16 protein-coding genes are annotated in these 15397 nt (G+C 60.9%); all 16 read left to right on the top strand.

All coding sequences use genetic code 11. The features are described from left to right. Nucleotides 1–2 precede the first annotated feature (2 nt). The 16 genes from rnpA (at nt 3) to atpD (ending at nt 15358) form a co-directional block, all read left to right on the top strand. A complete protein-coding gene (rnpA, locus tag E8F06_RS01020; RefSeq protein WP_280363322.1) occupies nt 3–407 on the top strand; it encodes a ribonuclease P protein component in 405 nt (134 codons plus the stop codon). Then, the gene (gene yidD / locus E8F06_RS01015) at nt 400–645 is read left to right on the top strand and encodes a membrane protein insertion efficiency factor YidD (protein ID WP_280363320.1); all 246 of its coding nucleotides are present in this window, start codon (nt 400–402) and stop codon (nt 643–645) included. Before rnpA ends, yidD begins: the two co-directional genes overlap by 8 nt. A gap of 2 nt (nt 646–647) precedes the next feature. Then, entirely contained in the window at nt 648–2327 is a 1680-nt protein-coding gene (gene yidC, locus E8F06_RS01010; RefSeq protein ID WP_280363317.1) for a membrane protein insertase YidC, read from the top strand. An 84-nt stretch (nt 2328–2411) separates the two neighbouring features. Further along, nucleotides 2412–3779 (top strand): tRNA uridine-5-carboxymethylaminomethyl(34) synthesis GTPase MnmE, encoded by a 1368-nt coding sequence (gene mnmE, locus E8F06_RS01005; RefSeq protein WP_280363314.1) that lies wholly within the window; start codon nt 2412–2414, stop codon nt 3777–3779. A gap of 519 nt (nt 3780–4298) precedes the next feature. Continuing rightward, complete coding sequence (gene mnmG / locus E8F06_RS01000; RefSeq protein WP_280363311.1) at nt 4299–6191, top strand: tRNA uridine-5-carboxymethylaminomethyl(34) synthesis enzyme MnmG; 1893 nt, start codon at nt 4299–4301, stop codon at nt 6189–6191. Then, nucleotides 6191–6838, top strand: a complete 648-nt coding sequence (gene rsmG / locus E8F06_RS00995) for a 16S rRNA (guanine(527)-N(7))-methyltransferase RsmG (protein WP_280363309.1) — start codon at nt 6191–6193, stop codon at nt 6836–6838. Before mnmG ends, rsmG begins: the two co-directional genes overlap by 1 nt. Nucleotides 6839–6852: 14 nt before the next feature. Next, a complete protein-coding gene (locus tag E8F06_RS00990) occupies nt 6853–7641 on the top strand; it encodes a ParA family protein (protein ID WP_280363308.1) in 789 nt (262 codons plus the stop codon). Between the two features lie 9 nt (nt 7642–7650). Then, nucleotides 7651–8523, top strand: a complete 873-nt coding sequence (locus E8F06_RS00985) for a ParB/RepB/Spo0J family partition protein (RefSeq protein WP_280363305.1) — start codon at nt 7651–7653, stop codon at nt 8521–8523. Nucleotides 8524–8670: 147 nt separating this feature from the next. After that, complete coding sequence (locus tag E8F06_RS00980; RefSeq protein ID WP_190829025.1) at nt 8671–9078, top strand: F0F1 ATP synthase subunit I; 408 nt, start codon at nt 8671–8673, stop codon at nt 9076–9078. A gap of 16 nt (nt 9079–9094) precedes the next feature. Then, nucleotides 9095–9964 (top strand): F0F1 ATP synthase subunit A, encoded by an 870-nt coding sequence (gene atpB / locus E8F06_RS00975; protein WP_280363302.1) that lies wholly within the window; start codon nt 9095–9097, stop codon nt 9962–9964. Between the two features lie 181 nt (nt 9965–10145). Then, entirely contained in the window at nt 10146–10403 is a 258-nt protein-coding gene (atpE, locus tag E8F06_RS00970; RefSeq protein ID WP_003457994.1) for a F0F1 ATP synthase subunit C, read from the top strand. Between the two features lie 49 nt (nt 10404–10452). Beyond that, on the top strand, nt 10453–10923 hold the full coding sequence (locus E8F06_RS00965) for a F0F1 ATP synthase subunit B (RefSeq protein WP_069086358.1): 471 nt from the start codon (nt 10453–10455) through the stop codon (nt 10921–10923). Between the two features lie 12 nt (nt 10924–10935). Then, nucleotides 10936–11472: a F0F1 ATP synthase subunit delta gene (locus E8F06_RS00960; RefSeq protein WP_280363299.1), complete on the top strand. Its 537-nt coding sequence runs from the start codon at nt 10936–10938 to the stop codon at nt 11470–11472. A gap of 21 nt (nt 11473–11493) precedes the next feature. Next, nucleotides 11494–13038 carry a F0F1 ATP synthase subunit alpha gene (gene atpA / locus E8F06_RS00955; protein WP_280363297.1) on the top strand — a complete coding sequence of 515 codons (1545 nt, stop codon included), beginning with the start codon at nt 11494–11496 and terminating at the stop codon, nt 13036–13038. A 52-nt stretch (nt 13039–13090) separates the two neighbouring features. Continuing rightward, nucleotides 13091–13951, top strand: a complete 861-nt coding sequence (gene atpG / locus E8F06_RS00950) for a F0F1 ATP synthase subunit gamma (RefSeq protein WP_280363295.1) — start codon at nt 13091–13093, stop codon at nt 13949–13951. 30 nt (nt 13952–13981) lie between these two features. Further along, nucleotides 13982–15358, top strand: coding sequence for a F0F1 ATP synthase subunit beta (gene atpD / locus E8F06_RS00945; RefSeq protein ID WP_190829029.1), 1377 nt, complete (start codon nt 13982–13984; stop codon nt 15356–15358). The last annotated feature ends 39 nt before the right edge of the window (nt 15359–15397 follow it).

Below are 15397 nucleotides of genomic sequence, written 5' to 3'. Positions count from 1 at the left end.
GGGTGGTGAGTCAGGGCTTCGGTCGGGAAAAGCGTCTGCTGGTTCCCCGACAATTCAAGGCAGTCTTCGACTCACCGACCGGGAAGGTTCCCGGCAAGCACGTCCTGCTCCTCGCGCGCGACAACGGTCTCGATCATCCCCGCCTGGGTCTGGTGATCGGCAAGAAGAGCGTCAAGCTCTCCGTAGAGCGCAATCGCCTCAAGCGTCAGATTCGCGAATCCTTCCGCCATAACCTTGAGTTGCTGGCCGGTTGGGATATCGTGATCGTGGCGCGCAAAGGCATTGGCGACCTGGAGAATCCCGAGCTGCAACATCAGTTCGGCAAACTCTGGAAGCGTCTAGCGCGCAGCCGGGCTCGCCCTGAACCACCAACCGGATCAGGGGTGTCCGACAGTCCCCATGCGTAAACTGGCCCTCGCTCCGATCCAGTTTTACCGCTACGCCATCAGCCCACTGATGGCCAGTCACTGTCGTTTCTATCCCAGTTGTTCCTGCTACGCGCTGGAAGCCATCGAACAGCATGGCGTCCTGCGAGGCGGCTGGCTGACCTTGCGTCGGCTGGGCCGTTGTCATCCGTGGAATCCGGGCGGCTATGACCCGGTGCCACCCGCCAACACTTCCCAATCCTCTTCGATGGCCGAGTAATCATGGATATTCAACGCTCGATCCTGATCGTCGCCCTGGCAATCGTGTCCTACCTCATGGTTCTCCAGTGGAACCAGGACTACGGTCAAGCCGCCCTGCCGACCGCGGGCACCAGCGCAAACAGCGCTCAAGCGACCCTGCCGGACGACACCGCAACCGCCAAGTCCAGCGACGACGTTCCGACTGCCGCCAATGCCGAGCGCAACGAGCCGGCAGTCACCCAGGTAGCGCCCAGCAGCGACCTGATCCGCGTTGAAACCGATGTGCTCAATCTGGCCATCGACCCGAACGGCGGTGACATCGTCCAGCTGACCCTGCCGAAGTTCCCGCGCCGCCAGGACCGTCCTGACGTGCCGTTCCAGCTGTTCGACAACGGCGGCGAGCGTCTTTACCAGGCACAAAGCGGCCTGGTCGGTGCCAATGGCCCGGATGCCCGCGCCAATGGCCGCCCGCTGTACAGCGCCACTCAACGCAGCTACAAACTGGCCGATGGCCAGGAGCAGCTGGTCGTGGACCTGACCTTCAGCGAAGCTGGCGTCAACTACACCAAGCGTTTCACCCTGAATCGCGGCAAGTACGAGCTGCAGGTGTCGTACAAGATCGACAACCAGAGCGCCCAGCCCTGGACCGGCAGCATGTACGCACAGCTGAAACGTGACTCCAGTGCCGACCCGTCCTCCACCACCGCTACCGGCGTATCCACCTACCTGGGCGCTGCGGTCTGGACCCCGGACGAGCCGTACAAAAAGATCTCCATGAAGGACATGGACAAGCAGCCCTTCAAGGAAACCGTCCAGGGCGGCTGGGTTGCCTGGCTGCAGCACTACTTCGTGACCGCGTGGGTCGCGAGCAAGGACCAGAACAACGTCATTCAGACTCGCAAGGACTCCAAGGGCAACTACATCGTTGGCCTCGTGGGTTCCTCGCTGAACGTTCCGGCCGGCGCCTCCGCCGAAACCTCCGCCACCCTGTACGCCGGCCCGAAAGTCCAGAATCACCTGAAGGAACTGTCCCCGGGCCTGGAACTGACCGTCGACTACGGCTTCCTGTGGTTCATCGCCCAGCCGATCTTCTGGCTGCTGCAACATATCCACAGCCTGCTCGGCAACTGGGGCTGGTCCATCATCGTCCTGACCATCCTGATCAAGGGCGCCTTCTTCCCGCTTTCGGCCGCCAGCTACAAATCCATGGCGCGCATGCGTGCCGTGTCGCCGAAGCTGCAAGCGCTGAAGGAACAGTTCGGTGATGATCGCCAGAAGATGTCCCAGGCGATGATGGAGCTGTACAAGAAGGAGAAGATCAACCCGCTGGGCGGCTGCCTGCCGATCCTGGTACAGATGCCGGTCTTCCTCGCGCTCTACTGGGTTCTGCTGGAAAGCGTGGACATGCGCCAGGCCCCGTGGATGTTCTGGATCACCGACCTGTCGATCAAGGATCCGTTCTTCATCCTGCCGATCATCATGGGCGCCACCATGTTCATCCAGCAGCAGCTGAACCCGACTCCGCCGGACCCCATGCAGGCCAAGGTACTGAAGCTGATGCCGATCATCTTCACCTTCTTCTTCCTGTGGTTCCCGGCTGGCCTGGTCCTGTACTGGGTGGTCAACAACGTCCTGTCGATCGCGCAGCAGTGGTACATTACGCGGCAGATCGAGGCGGCCAGCAAGAAGGCAGCAGCCTGACAGCGACGCCAGTCAGCTTGAACAAGACGCCCCCTCTGGGGGCGTCTTGCTATCCGCCATCCGCAGACCTCAAGGTATCCACAGATGAATCCTGTCCGTGAAACCATCGCCGCCGTCGCCACCGCCCAGGGTCGTGGCGGGGTAGGAATCGTCCGCGTATCCGGGCCACACGCCGCGCGGATAGCCGAAGCCATCAGCGGCCGGATCCCCAAGCCCCGCTTCGCCCACTACGGGCCTTTCCTCGATGGCGCCGGACAAACCCTGGACCAGGGCATCGCCCTGTACTTCCCCGCCCCCAACTCCTTCACCGGTGAAGACGTCTTCGAACTGCAGGGCCACGGCGGCCCCGTGGTGCTCGACTTGCTCGTGCGCCGCTGCATGGAGCTTGGGGCTCGCCAAGCCCGCCCGGGCGAGTTCAGCGAGCGCGCATTCCTCAACGACAAGCTCGACCTGGCCCAGGCCGAGGCCATCGCCGACCTCATCGAGGCCAGCTCCGAACAGGCTGCACGTAACGCCCTGCGCTCGCTACAGGGCGCGTTCTCCAAACGGGTACACGAGCTGACCGAAAAGCTGATCGAGCTACGCATCTATGTGGAAGCGGCGATCGACTTTCCCGAGGAGGAGATCGACTTTCTAGCCGATGGCCACGTTCTGCGCCTGCTTGATGGTGTGAGGGAAAATTTATCCACAGTCATCCGCGAGGCGGGGCAAGGTGCGTTGTTGCGCGACGGCATGACAGTAGTGATCGCGGGACGTCCGAATGCTGGAAAATCCAGCCTGTTGAACGCCCTCGCGGGGCGTGAGGCGGCCATCGTCACCGACATCGCCGGCACCACGCGAGATGTACTGCGCGAACATATCCACATCGATGGGATGCCGCTGCACGTAGTGGATACAGCAGGCTTGCGCGACACCGACGACCATGTGGAAAAGATTGGCGTCGAGCGCGCCCTGAAGGCCATTGGCGAAGCAGATCGTGTGCTGCTGGTGGTCGACGCTACTGCTCCCGAGGCGGCCGATCCATTCGCCTTGTGGCCTGAATTCCTTGACCAGAAACCCGATCCAGCCAAGGTCACCCTGATCCGCAACAAGGCCGACCTCAGTGGTGAATCCATAGGCCTGGAAGTGAGCGACGACGGCCATGTCACCTTGAGCCTGTCTGCCCGCTCAGGCGACGGCCTGGAGCTCCTGCGCGAGCATCTCAAGGCCTGCATGGGTTATGAACAGACGGCCGAAAGCAGCTTCAGCGCCCGCCGACGCCACCTGGAAGCCCTGCGCCAGGCTAACGCCTTCCTCGATCATGGCCGTTCCCAGCTCACCCTGGCGGGCGCCGGCGAACTGCTGGCAGAAGACTTGCGCCAGGCCCAGCAAGCCCTGGGTGAAATTACCGGCGCCTTCAGCTCGGACGACCTGCTCGGTCGCATCTTCTCCAGCTTCTGCATCGGCAAATAAGCCGAAGCCCCTCTCCTTCTTATCCACAACGAACGCGACTGCCTGTTTTCCGGGCGGTCCGTTCGTGCCTGTTCGCCTGAAAAACCCCGTACCTGAACCCTGTTGATAAGTTGCCCGTAACCCAGTCCATAAGCCTGGTGAAAAGCCGAGGGATAAATTGCCTGTGAATAACTGCCTTCTGCATGCACAGGTTTCTGACGGCATACACAACGGCTACGGGCAGGAACGTAACAGGGTTATCATTCTCTGCAACCAGCATCCTAATTGGGCTCTAGTCACTTATCCACAGAAAGGCCTTCCCCTAAGGTATAAAAATAAAAACAGGCTTTTTAAGAAATTCTTCTCTCTTATTTTCTTTTACCCACAACCACTTTTCCCCAGCTGGATAACTTTCAGGGGAAAGCATTGATCGGAAAGGTTGGTTGTTTTTTGTCCAGACGGCTTCATGCCGATGGCGAAATTCCCCTATACTGTGCGGCTTTCTCTATTTCCCAGCCTTGAACAGGCACGAGGTGCGTGGTGGATTTCCCTTCCCGTTTTGACGTGATCGTGATCGGCGGCGGCCATGCCGGCACCGAGGCCGCTCTGGCGGCTGCACGCATGGGCGTGAAGACCTTGCTGCTGACCCACAATGTGGAAACCCTCGGCCAGATGAGCTGCAACCCGGCCATTGGCGGTATCGGCAAGAGCCACCTGGTCAAGGAAATCGATGCCCTGGGCGGCGCCATGGCGACTGCCACCGACTTGGGCGGCATCCAGTTCCGTGTACTGAACAGCCGCAAGGGTCCGGCCGTACGCGCCACTCGCGCCCAGGCCGATCGCGTGCTGTATAAGGCGGCGATTCGCGAAATCCTCGAGAACCAGCCGAACCTGTGGATATTCCAGCAGGCCTGCGATGACCTGATCGTCGAGAACGACCAGGTCAAGGGCGTAGTGACTCAGATGGGACTGCGCTTCCTAGCGGAATCCGTGGTGCTCACTACAGGTACCTTCCTTGGCGGACTTATCCACATCGGTCTGCAGAACTATTCCGGTGGCCGTGCCGGTGATCCGCCGTCCATTGCACTGGCCCACCGTCTGCGTGAGCTGCCGCTGCGCGTCGGTCGCCTGAAGACCGGCACGCCGCCGCGTATCGATGGCCGTTCCGTGGATTTCTCGGTGATGACCGAGCAGCCTGGCGACACGCCGATTCCGGTGATGTCCTTCCTTGGCTCCAAGGAACAACACCCGCGCCAGGTCAGCTGCTGGATCACCCATACCAACGCACGTACCCACGATATCATCGCCAGCAACCTCGATCGCTCGCCGATGTACTCGGGCGTGATCGAAGGCATCGGCCCGCGCTACTGCCCGTCCATTGAAGACAAGATCCACCGCTTCGCCGACAAGGACAGCCACCAGGTGTTCCTCGAGCCGGAAGGCCTGACCACCAACGAGCTGTATCCCAACGGCATCTCCACCTCGCTGCCGTTCGATGTGCAGCTGGAAATCGTGCGCTCCATCCGCGGCATGGAGAACGCCCATATCGTTCGTCCCGGCTACGCCATCGAGTACGACTACTTCGATCCGCGCGACCTGAAATACAGCCTGGAAACCAAAGTCATCTCCGGCCTGTTCTTCGCAGGCCAGATCAACGGCACCACCGGCTACGAAGAAGCCGGTGCCCAGGGCCTGCTCGCCGGCGCCAATGCCGCCTTGCGCGCCCAGGGCAAGGAAGCCTGGTGCCCGCGTCGCGACGAGGCCTACATCGGCGTGCTGGTGGACGACCTGATCACCCTGGGTACCCAGGAGCCTTACCGCATGTTCACTTCGCGCGCCGAGTACCGGCTGATCCTGCGCGAGGACAACGCCGATCTGCGCCTTACCGAAAAGGGCCGCGAGCTCGGCCTGGTGGACGACAAGCGTTGGGCCGCCTTCGAAGCCAAGCGCGAGGGCATCACCCTCGAAGAGCAGCGTCTGAAGAGCACCTGGGTCCGCCCCGGCACGCCGGAAGGCGATGCCATCGCCCAGCGATTCGGCACGCCGCTGGCCCATGAGTACAACCTGCTCAATCTGCTTAGCCGCCCGGAAATCGATTACGCCGGCCTGGTCGAACTCACCGGCGGCGGCGCCGAGGACCCCCAAGTCGCCGAGCAGGTCGAGATCAAGACCAAGTACGCCGGCTACATCGACCGCCAGCAGGACGAAATCGCCCGTCTGCGTGCCAGTGAAGACATTCGCCTGCCGGCGGATCTGGACTACGCCACCATCTCCGGCCTGTCCAAGGAGATCCAGCACAAGCTGGGCAACTCCCGTCCGGAAACATTGGGCCAGGCGGGTCGTATCCCTGGCGTTACCCCGGCAGCCATTTCCCTGTTGCTGATTCACCTGAAGAAACGCGGCGCTGGCCGTCAGCTGGAGCAAAGCGCCTGATGTCCCTGGTTACCCCGCGCCACGCAGACGAACTGTCCCGTGGCGCAAAGCAACTTGCTGTCGAACTCACGCCGGAAACCCAGGAAAAGCTCCTCGCTTACCTGGCCCTGCTGATCAAGTGGAACAAGGCCTACAACCTGACTGCCGTACGCAATCCGGATGAAATGGTCTCGCGTCACCTGCTCGACAGCCTCAGCGTCGTGCCCTTTGTCGGCGCGCTTGGGGATAACTGGCTCGACGTCGGCAGCGGCGGCGGCATGCCCGGCATTCCGCTGGCCATCCTGTTCCCCGAGCGGCGCTTCACCTTGCTCGACTCCAATGGCAAGAAGACCCGCTTCCTCACCCAGGTGAAGCTGGAGCTGAAACTCGACAACCTTGAAGTTGTCCACAACCGCGTCGAAGCATTCACGCCCGCACAGCCGTTCAGCGGCATCGTCTCCCGCGCGTTCAGCTCGCTGGAGGACTTCAGCAACTGGACCCGCCATCTCGGTGATGGCGAAACACGCTGGCTGGCGATGAAGGGATTGCACCCGGATGACGAGCTCCAGGCACTGCCGGCGCACTTCCGCGTCGAGTCCGCGCATCAGCTGGAGGTTCCCGGTTGCCAAGGTCAGCGCCATCTGCTGATACTGCGCCGCACGCTATGAGGGGGAAGGCAGCCATGGGCAAGGTATTCGCAATTGCCAATCAGAAGGGCGGGGTCGGCAAGACCACCACCTGTGTAAACCTCGCCGCGTCGCTGGTCGCCACCAAGAGACGCGTGCTGCTGATCGACCTCGATCCCCAGGGCAACGCCACCATGGGGAGCGGCATCGACAAGCTCGCACTGGAGCACTCCATCTACGACGTGCTGACAGGAGAGTGCGACTTGGCGACCGCCATGCAGTTCTCCGAGCACGGCGGCTACCAGTTGCTGCCCGCCAACCGCGACCTCACCGCGGCTGAAGTGGCCCTGCTCAACGTGCCAAACAAGGAGCATCGCCTGCGCGAGGCCCTGGCGCCGATCCGCGAGAACTACGACTACATCCTCATCGACTGCCCACCCTCGCTGTCGATGCTCACCATCAACGCCCTGGCGGCGTCCGATGGCGTGATCATTCCCATGCAGTGCGAGTACTACGCACTCGAAGGCTTGTCGGACCTGGTCAACAGCATCCAGCGCATCGGACAGCTGCTGAATCCGAGCCTGAAGATCGAAGGCCTGTTGCGCACCATGTACGACCCGCGTATCAGCCTGACCAACGAAGTCTCGGCCCAGCTCAAGGAGCATTTCGGCGACCAGCTCTACGACGCCGTAATTCCGCGCAACGTCCGCCTGGCGGAAGCACCGAGCTTTGGCATGCCTGCGTTGGTCTACGACAAGCAATCCCGTGGCGCCGTCGCCTATCTGGCGCTGGCAGGTGAACTGGTTCGCCGCCAGCGCGCCAAAGCCAAAACCGCTACCGCATAAGGAATCCGCATGGCCGCGAAAAAACGAGGTCTGGGTCGTGGCTTGGACGCCCTGCTGGGCGGCAGCACCGTCACCAAACTCGAAGACGAAGCCGTCCAGATCGACAGCCGCGAGTTGCAGCACCTGCCCCTGGAACTGATCCAGCGTGGCAAGTACCAGCCCCGCCGCGACATGGACCCCACCGCCCTGGAAGAGCTTGCCCAGTCCATCAGGGCCCAGGGTGTGATGCAGCCTATCGTGGTGCGCCCGATTGGTGCGGGCCGCTACGAGATCATCGCCGGTGAGCGCCGCTGGCGCGCCAGCCACCAGGCCGGACTGGAAAAGATCCCGGCCCTGGTCCGCGAAGTGCCGGACGAAGCCGCCATCGCCATGGCGCTGATCGAGAACATCCAGCGCGAGGATCTCAATCCGATCGAGGAAGCCATCGCCCTGCAGCGTCTGCAGCAGGAGTTCCAGCTTACTCAGCAACAGGTGGCGGAAGCGGTCGGCAAGTCGCGCGTCACCATCACCAACCTGCTGCGCCTGATCGGCCTGCCGGAAGAGATCAAGACCCTGCTTTCCCACGGTGACCTGGAGATGGGACACGCCCGTGCCCTGCTCGGTCTGCCCTTGGAGCGACAGGTAGAAGGGGCGCGACATGTTGTCGCACGAGGCCTCACCGTGCGCCAAACCGAGGCACTGGTACGGCACTGGTTGAACAGCAAGGAAAAAGCTGTCGAACCGGTCAAGGCGGATCCGGACATCAGTCGCCTCGAACAGCGCCTGGCTGAGCGGCTGGGCGCTCCGGTGCAGATCAAGCACGGGCAGAAAGGCAAAGGCCAACTGGTCATCCGCTACAACTCCCTCGACGAATTGCAGGGCGTCCTGGCCCACATCCGCTGAAACACTTGGCGCTGTAGCGGCGGTCGGATTTCACTACCCGGCAGTTGAACAGGGGGGGTTCCCCCCCTATACTCTGCGCGCAATTTTGTCGGCACAAAGTATGCCAAGTCGTTGAATTCAGCGGCCGACGCCAGAGGAACTGTTGCGATGGATATCCGCACGCCAAACCGCCTGCCCTTCCATCGCCTACCGGTCTTTCCGGTGCTGCTGGTCCAACTGGTCGTCCTGCTGCTCGCCGCTGTCGTTCTCTGGCAGTGGCGTGGCACGGTGGCTGGATACTCTGGCTTGTGCGGCGGGCTTATCGCCTGGGTGCCGAACCTGTATTTCGCCCGCAAGGCGTTCCGCTACAGTGGAGCCCGTGCAGCCCAGGCGATAGTCCGCTCTTTCTATGCGGGCGAGATGGGCAAGTTGATTCTGACGGCAGTGCTGTTCGCACTGACGTTTGCAGGTGTGAAACCTCTGGATGCGCCGGCAGTTTTCGGTGTTTTCCTGCTGACCCAGTCGGTCAACTGGTTCGCGCCCCTGCTGATGAGAACAAGATTTTCGAAACCTTAGGGCGTTTGAGGCAAACATGGCAGAGCAAACCGCTTCGGGCTATATCCAGCACCACCTGCAGAACCTGACCTTCGGTCGTCTGCCCAATGGCGATTGGGGCTTCGCCCACAGCGCCGAGCAAGCCAAGGAAATGGGCTTCTGGGCCTTCCACGTCGACACCCTGGGCTGGTCCATCGGCCTCGGTCTGCTCTTCGTTCTCCTCTTCCGCATGGCAGCCAAGAAAGCCACTTCCGGCATTCCCGGCGGCCTGCAGAACCTGGTCGAAGTGATGGTCGACTTCGTCGACAGCAACGTGAAAGACACCTTCCACGGCCGCAACCCGCTGATCGCTCCGCTGGCGCTGACCATCTTCGTCTGGATCTTCCTGATGAACGCCATCGACCTGATCCCGGTCGACTGGATCCCGATGCTGGCTGCCACTATCACCGGCAACGAGCACCTGTTCTTCCGCGCCGTTCCGACCACCGACCCGAATGCCACCCTCGGCATGGCCTTCTCGGTCTTCGGCCTGATCATCTTCTACAGCATCAAGGTCAAGGGCATCGGCGGCTTCCTCGGCGAACTGACCCTGCACCCCTTCAGCAGCAAGAACATGCTGGTTCAGATCCTGCTGATTCCGGTCAACTTCCTGCTCGAATTCGTCACCCTGATCGCCAAGCCGATCTCCCTGGCACTGCGTCTGTTCGGCAACATGTACGCCGGCGAGCTGGTGTTCATCCTGATCGCCGTGATGTTCGGCGCCGGCATCCTGCTGCTGAGCGGCCTGGGTATCGCACTGCAGTGGGCGTGGGCCGTGTTCCACATCCTGATCATCACCCTGCAGGCCTTCATCTTCATGATGCTGACCATCGTCTATCTGTCGATGGCGCATGAGGACAACCATTAATAACGCGCTGCGCACCCGCTGACCTTCTCCCGAGAAGAGAGAAAGGCCGAGAGGGTGCACAGTCAGTTTGAGATGGTTCCGGCTCTGGGCCGGAAAGCCCGCAAGGGCAGTGGGAAACAACGATTTCGCTTTACCGCTTCACTTAAACCTTAACCAACACGACATAAAGTCGGGAGGAAAAATGGAAACTGTAGTAGGTCTGACCGCGATCGCCGTAGCTCTGCTGATTGGTCTGGGTGCCCTGGGTACCGCCATTGGCTTCGGTCTGCTGGGTGGCAAGTTCCTGGAAGGCGCTGCTCGCCAGCCGGAAATGGTTCCGATGCTGCAAGTTAAAATGTTCATCGTGGCCGGTCTGCTCGACGCCGTAACCATGATCGGCGTTGGTATCGCCCTGTTCTTCACCTTCGCTAACCCGTTCATTGCTCAGGTAGCCCAGTAATCCTCGATTTTCGAGGATTCGACTGACAACGAACGAGCGAGGTGTTGGCGTGAACATTAATGCAACCCTGATCGGCCAGTCCGTTGCGTTCTTCATCTTCGTACTGTTCTGCATGAAGTTCGTGTGGCCACCGGTCATCACTGCTCTGCGTGAACGTCAGAAGAAGATCGCTGATGGCCTGGACGCTGCCAACCGTGCGGCTCGTGACCTGGAGCTGGCCCATGAAAAAGTGGGTCAGCAACTGCGCGAAGCCAAAGGTCAAGCGGCAGAAATCATTGAGCAAGCCAAAAAGCGCGCTACCCAGATCGTCGACGAAGCTCGCGATCAGGCACGTGCTGAAGGCGAGCGCCTGAAGGCGCAAGCTCAGGCCGAGATCGAACAGGAACTGAACAGCGTCAAAGACGCGCTGCGCGCCCAACTGGGTAGCCTGGCGGTCAATGGTGCCGAGAAGATCCTGGGTGCCACTATCGATCAAAACGCGCACGCGGAGCTGGTTAACAAACTGGCAGCCGAAATTTAAGCGAGGGCGATCATGGCAGAACTGACCACGCTGGCCCGACCTTACGCCAAGGCTGCTTTCGAGTACGCCCAGGCCCATCAGCAGCTGGCCGCTTGGTCGGCCATGCTAGGCCTGGCCGCTGCGGTGTCGCAGGACGACACCATGCAGCGTGTGCTCAAAGCCCCGCGTCTGACGAGCGCAGAGAAAGCCACCGCCTTTGTCGAGGTGGTTGGCGACAAGTTCGACGCCCAGGCACAGAACTTCATCCACGTTGTTTCCGAGAACGGCCGCCTCGTGCTGCTGCCGGAAATTGCCGAGCAGTTCGAGCTGTACAAGGCCGAACAAGAGAAATCGGTAGATGTGGAAGTCACCAGTGCCTTCGCATTGAGCGATGAACAGCAAGACAAACTCGCCAAGGTTCTCAGCGCACGGCTCAGCCGGGAAGTGCGTCTGCACGCCGTGGAAGACTCCAGCCTCATTGGTGGTGTAGTCATCCGCGCCGGCGACCTGGTTATCGATGGCTCGGTTCGCGGCAAGATCGCGAAACTGGCCGAAGCGTTGAAATCTTGAGTTTGAAGGGGCAGCAGAGCAATGCAGCAACTCAATCCTTCCGAAATTAGTGAAATCATCAAGGGACGTATCGAGAAACTCGACGTCTCTTCCCAAGCCCGCAACGAAGGCACCATCGTCTCCGTTTCCGACGGCATCGTGCGCATCTACGGCCTGGCCGACGTGATGTACGGTGAAATGATCGAGTTCCCGGGTGGCATCTACGGTATGGCGCTGAACCTGGAGCAAGACTCCGTTGGTGCCGTAATCCTGGGCAAATACCTCGGCCTGGCCGAAGGTATGAGCGCCAAGTGCACCGGCCGCATCCTGGAAGTACCGGTTGGTCCGGAACTGCTGGGTCGCGTCGTTGACGCCCTCGGCAACCCGATCGACGGCAAAGGTCCGATCAACGCTGCTGCCACCGATGCGGTGGAAAAAGTAGCGCCGGGCGTGATCTGGCGTAAGTCGGTAGACCAGCCGGTACAGACTGGTTACAAGGCCGTTGACGCCATGATCCCGATCGGCCGTGGCCAGCGTGAGCTGATCATCGGCGACCGTCAGATCGGTAAGACCGCCCTGGCCGTTGACGCCATCATCAACCAGAAAGACAGCGGCATCCGCTGCGTATACGTTGCCATCGGTCAGAAGCAATCGACCATCGCCAACGTAGTTCGCAAGCTGGAAGAGAACGGCGCCCTGGCCAACACCATCATCGTGGCCGCCAGTGCTTCCGAGTCTCCTGCCCTGCAGTACATCGCTCCGTACTCTGGCTGCACCATGGGTGAATACTTCCGCGACCGCGGTGAAGACGCCCTGATCATTTACGATGACCTGTCCAAGCAGGCCGTAGCCTACCGCCAGATCTCCCTGCTGCTGCGCCGCCCGCCGGGCCGTGAAGCCTACCCGGGCGACGTGTTCTATCTCCACAGCCGTCTGCTGGAGCGCGCTTCCCGCGTTTCCGAAGAGTACGTAGAGAAGTTCACCAACGGCGCCGTGAAAGGCAAGACCGGTTCCCTGACCGCCCTGCCGATCATCGAAACCCAGGCTGGTGACGTTTCCGCGTTCGTTCCGACCAACGTGATCTCCATCACCGACGGTCAGATCTTCCTGGAATCCGCCCTGTTCAACTCGGGTATCCGTCCGGCCGTTAACGCCGGTATCTCGGTATCCCGTGTTGGTGGCGCGGCCCAGACCAAGATCATCAAGAAGCTGTCCGGTGGTATCCGTACCGCCCTGGCCCAGTACCGTGAACTGGCTGCGTTCGCGCAGTTCGCTTCCGACCTGGACGAGGCTACCCGTAAGCAGCTGGAACACGGTCAGCGCGTTACCGAGCTGATGAAGCAGAAGCAGTATGCGCCCATGTCCATCGCCGACATGTCGCTGAGCCTGTATGCCGCCGAGCGTGGCTTCCTGCAGGACATCGAACTGTCCAAGATCGGCGCCTTCGAACAAGCCCTGATCGCCTACTTCAACCGTGATCACGCCGAACTGATGGCCAAGATCAACGTGAAGGGTGACTTCAACGACGAAATCGACGCCGGCATCAAGGCTGGTATCGAGAAGTTCAAGGCCACCCAAACCTGGTAAGCCGCAGCGGGGGGTCGAAAGGCCCCCCGCCTGCTAACCCGATAGGTGTTACATGGCAGGCGCAAAAGAGATTCGCAGCAAGATTGCGAGCATCAAAAGCACGCAGAAGATCACCAGCGCCATGGAAAAGGTGGCGGTCAGCAAGATGCGCAGGGCACAACTGCGTATGGCTGCCAGCCGCCCCTACGCGGAGCGCATCCGCCAGGTGATCGGTCATTTGGCCAACGCGAACCCGGAATACCGCCACCCGTTCATGATCGACCGTGAAGTCAAGCGCGTCGGTTACGTCGTGGTGAGCAGCGACCGTGGTCTGTGTGGCGGCTTGAACATCAACCTGTTCAAGACCCTGGTCAAGGACATGGCGGGTTACCGTGAACAAGGCGTGGAGATCGACCTCTGCGTGATTGGTAGCAAGGGTGCGGCCTTCTTCCGCAACTACGGCGGCAACGTCGTGGCAGCTATCAGCCACATCGGCGAGGAGCCTTCGATCAACGACCTGATCGGCAGCGTCAAGGTCATGCTCGACGCATACCTGGACGGCCGTATCGACCGCCTGTTCGTGGTTTCCAACAAGTTCGTCAACACCATGACGCAGAAGCCGACCGTGGACCAACTGGTTCCGCTGGTGGCCGACGCCGATCAAGAGTTGAAGCACCACTGGGACTACCTCTACGAGCCTGACGCCAAGGAGATCCTTGAGGGTCTGCTGGTGCGCTACGTGGAATCCCAGGTGTATCAGTCCGTGGTTGAAAACAACGCTTGCGAGCAGGCGGCACGGATGATCGCGATGAAGAACGCCACCGACAACGCCGGTGACCTGATCAGCAGCCTCCAGCTGATCTACAACAAGGCGCGTCAGGCAGCGATCACTCAAGAGATTTCGGAAATCGTCGGCGGCGCTGCCGCGGTTTAAGACCGGTTCATATATTTAGAGGAACCAGATATGAGTAGCGGACGTATCGTTCAAATCATCGGCGCCGTTATCGACGTGGAATTCCCGCGTGATCAGGTGCCGAACGTATACGACGCGCTGAAAGTCAGCGGCGTCGAAACCACCCTGGAAGTTCAGCAGCAGCTGGGCGACGGCGTGGTTCGTTCCATCGCAATGGGTTCGACCGAAGGCCTCAAGCGTGGCCTGGACGTATCCAACACTGGCAAGGCCATTGCCGTCCCGGTCGGTAAAGCGACCCTGGGCCGCATCATGGACGTGCTGGGCAACCCCATCGACGAAGCTGGTCCCATCGGCGAAGAAGAGCGTTGGGTTATCCACCGCGATGCTCCGTCCTACGCCGAGCAGGCGGGTGGCAACGAGCTGCTGGAAACCGGCATCAAGGTAATCGACCTGGTCTGCCCCTTCGCCAAAGGCGGTAAGGTCGGCCTGTTCGGTGGCGCCGGTGTAGGCAAGACCGTAAACATGATGGAACTGATCCGTAACATCGCGATCGAGCACAGCGGTTACTCTGTGTTCGCCGGCGTGGGTGAGCGTACTCGTGAGGGTAACGACTTCTACCACGAGATGAAGGATTCCAACGTTCTGGACAAAGTGGCCCTGGTATACGGCCAGATGAACGAGCCGCCGGGCAACCGTCTGCGCGTTGCACTGACCGGCCTGACCATGGCCGAGAAGTTCCGTGACGAAGGCCGCGACGTTCTGCTGTTCGTCGACAACATCTACCGTTACACCCTGGCCGGTACCGAAGTGTCCGCGCTGCTGGGTCGTATGCCGTCCGCTGTGGGTTACCAGCCGACCCTGGCCGAGGAAATGGGCGTTCTGCAAGAGCGCATCACCTCCACCAAGACCGGTTCGATCACCTCCATCCAGGCCGTATACGTTCCTGCGGACGACCTGACCGACCCGTCCCCGGCGACCACCTTCGCCCACCTGGACGCCACCGTCGTACTGTCCCGTGACATCGCGTCCCTGGGTATCTACCCGGCCGTTGACCCGCTGGACTCGACCTCCCGCCAGCTGGACCCGCTGGTGATTGGTCAGGACCACTACGAGACCGCTCGTGGCGTCCAGTACGTTCTGCAGCGTTACAAGGAACTGAAGGACATCATCGCGATCCTGGGTATGGACGAACTGTCCGAAGCGGACAAGCAGCTCGTTAACCGTGCTCGTAAGATCCAGCGCTTCCTGTCCCAGCCGTTCTTCGTGGCCGAAGTCTTCACCGGTTCCCCGGGTAAGTACGTGTCGCTGAAGGACACCATCGCTGGCTTCAAAGGCATCCTCAACGGTGACTACGACCACCTGCCCGAGCAGGCGTTCTACATGGTCGGCGGCATCGAAGAAGCCATCGAGAAAGCGAAGAAACTGTAACCCCCTGAGCGCCCGGCAACGGGCGCTTACGTGAGGCAA

Source organism: Pseudomonas sp. BN411, assembly GCF_029871235.1.
GTDB lineage: Bacteria > Pseudomonadota > Gammaproteobacteria > Pseudomonadales > Pseudomonadaceae > Metapseudomonas.
Note: the sequence above shows the minus strand (reverse complement) of the source record. Positions and strands in the feature narration are given on the sequence as shown.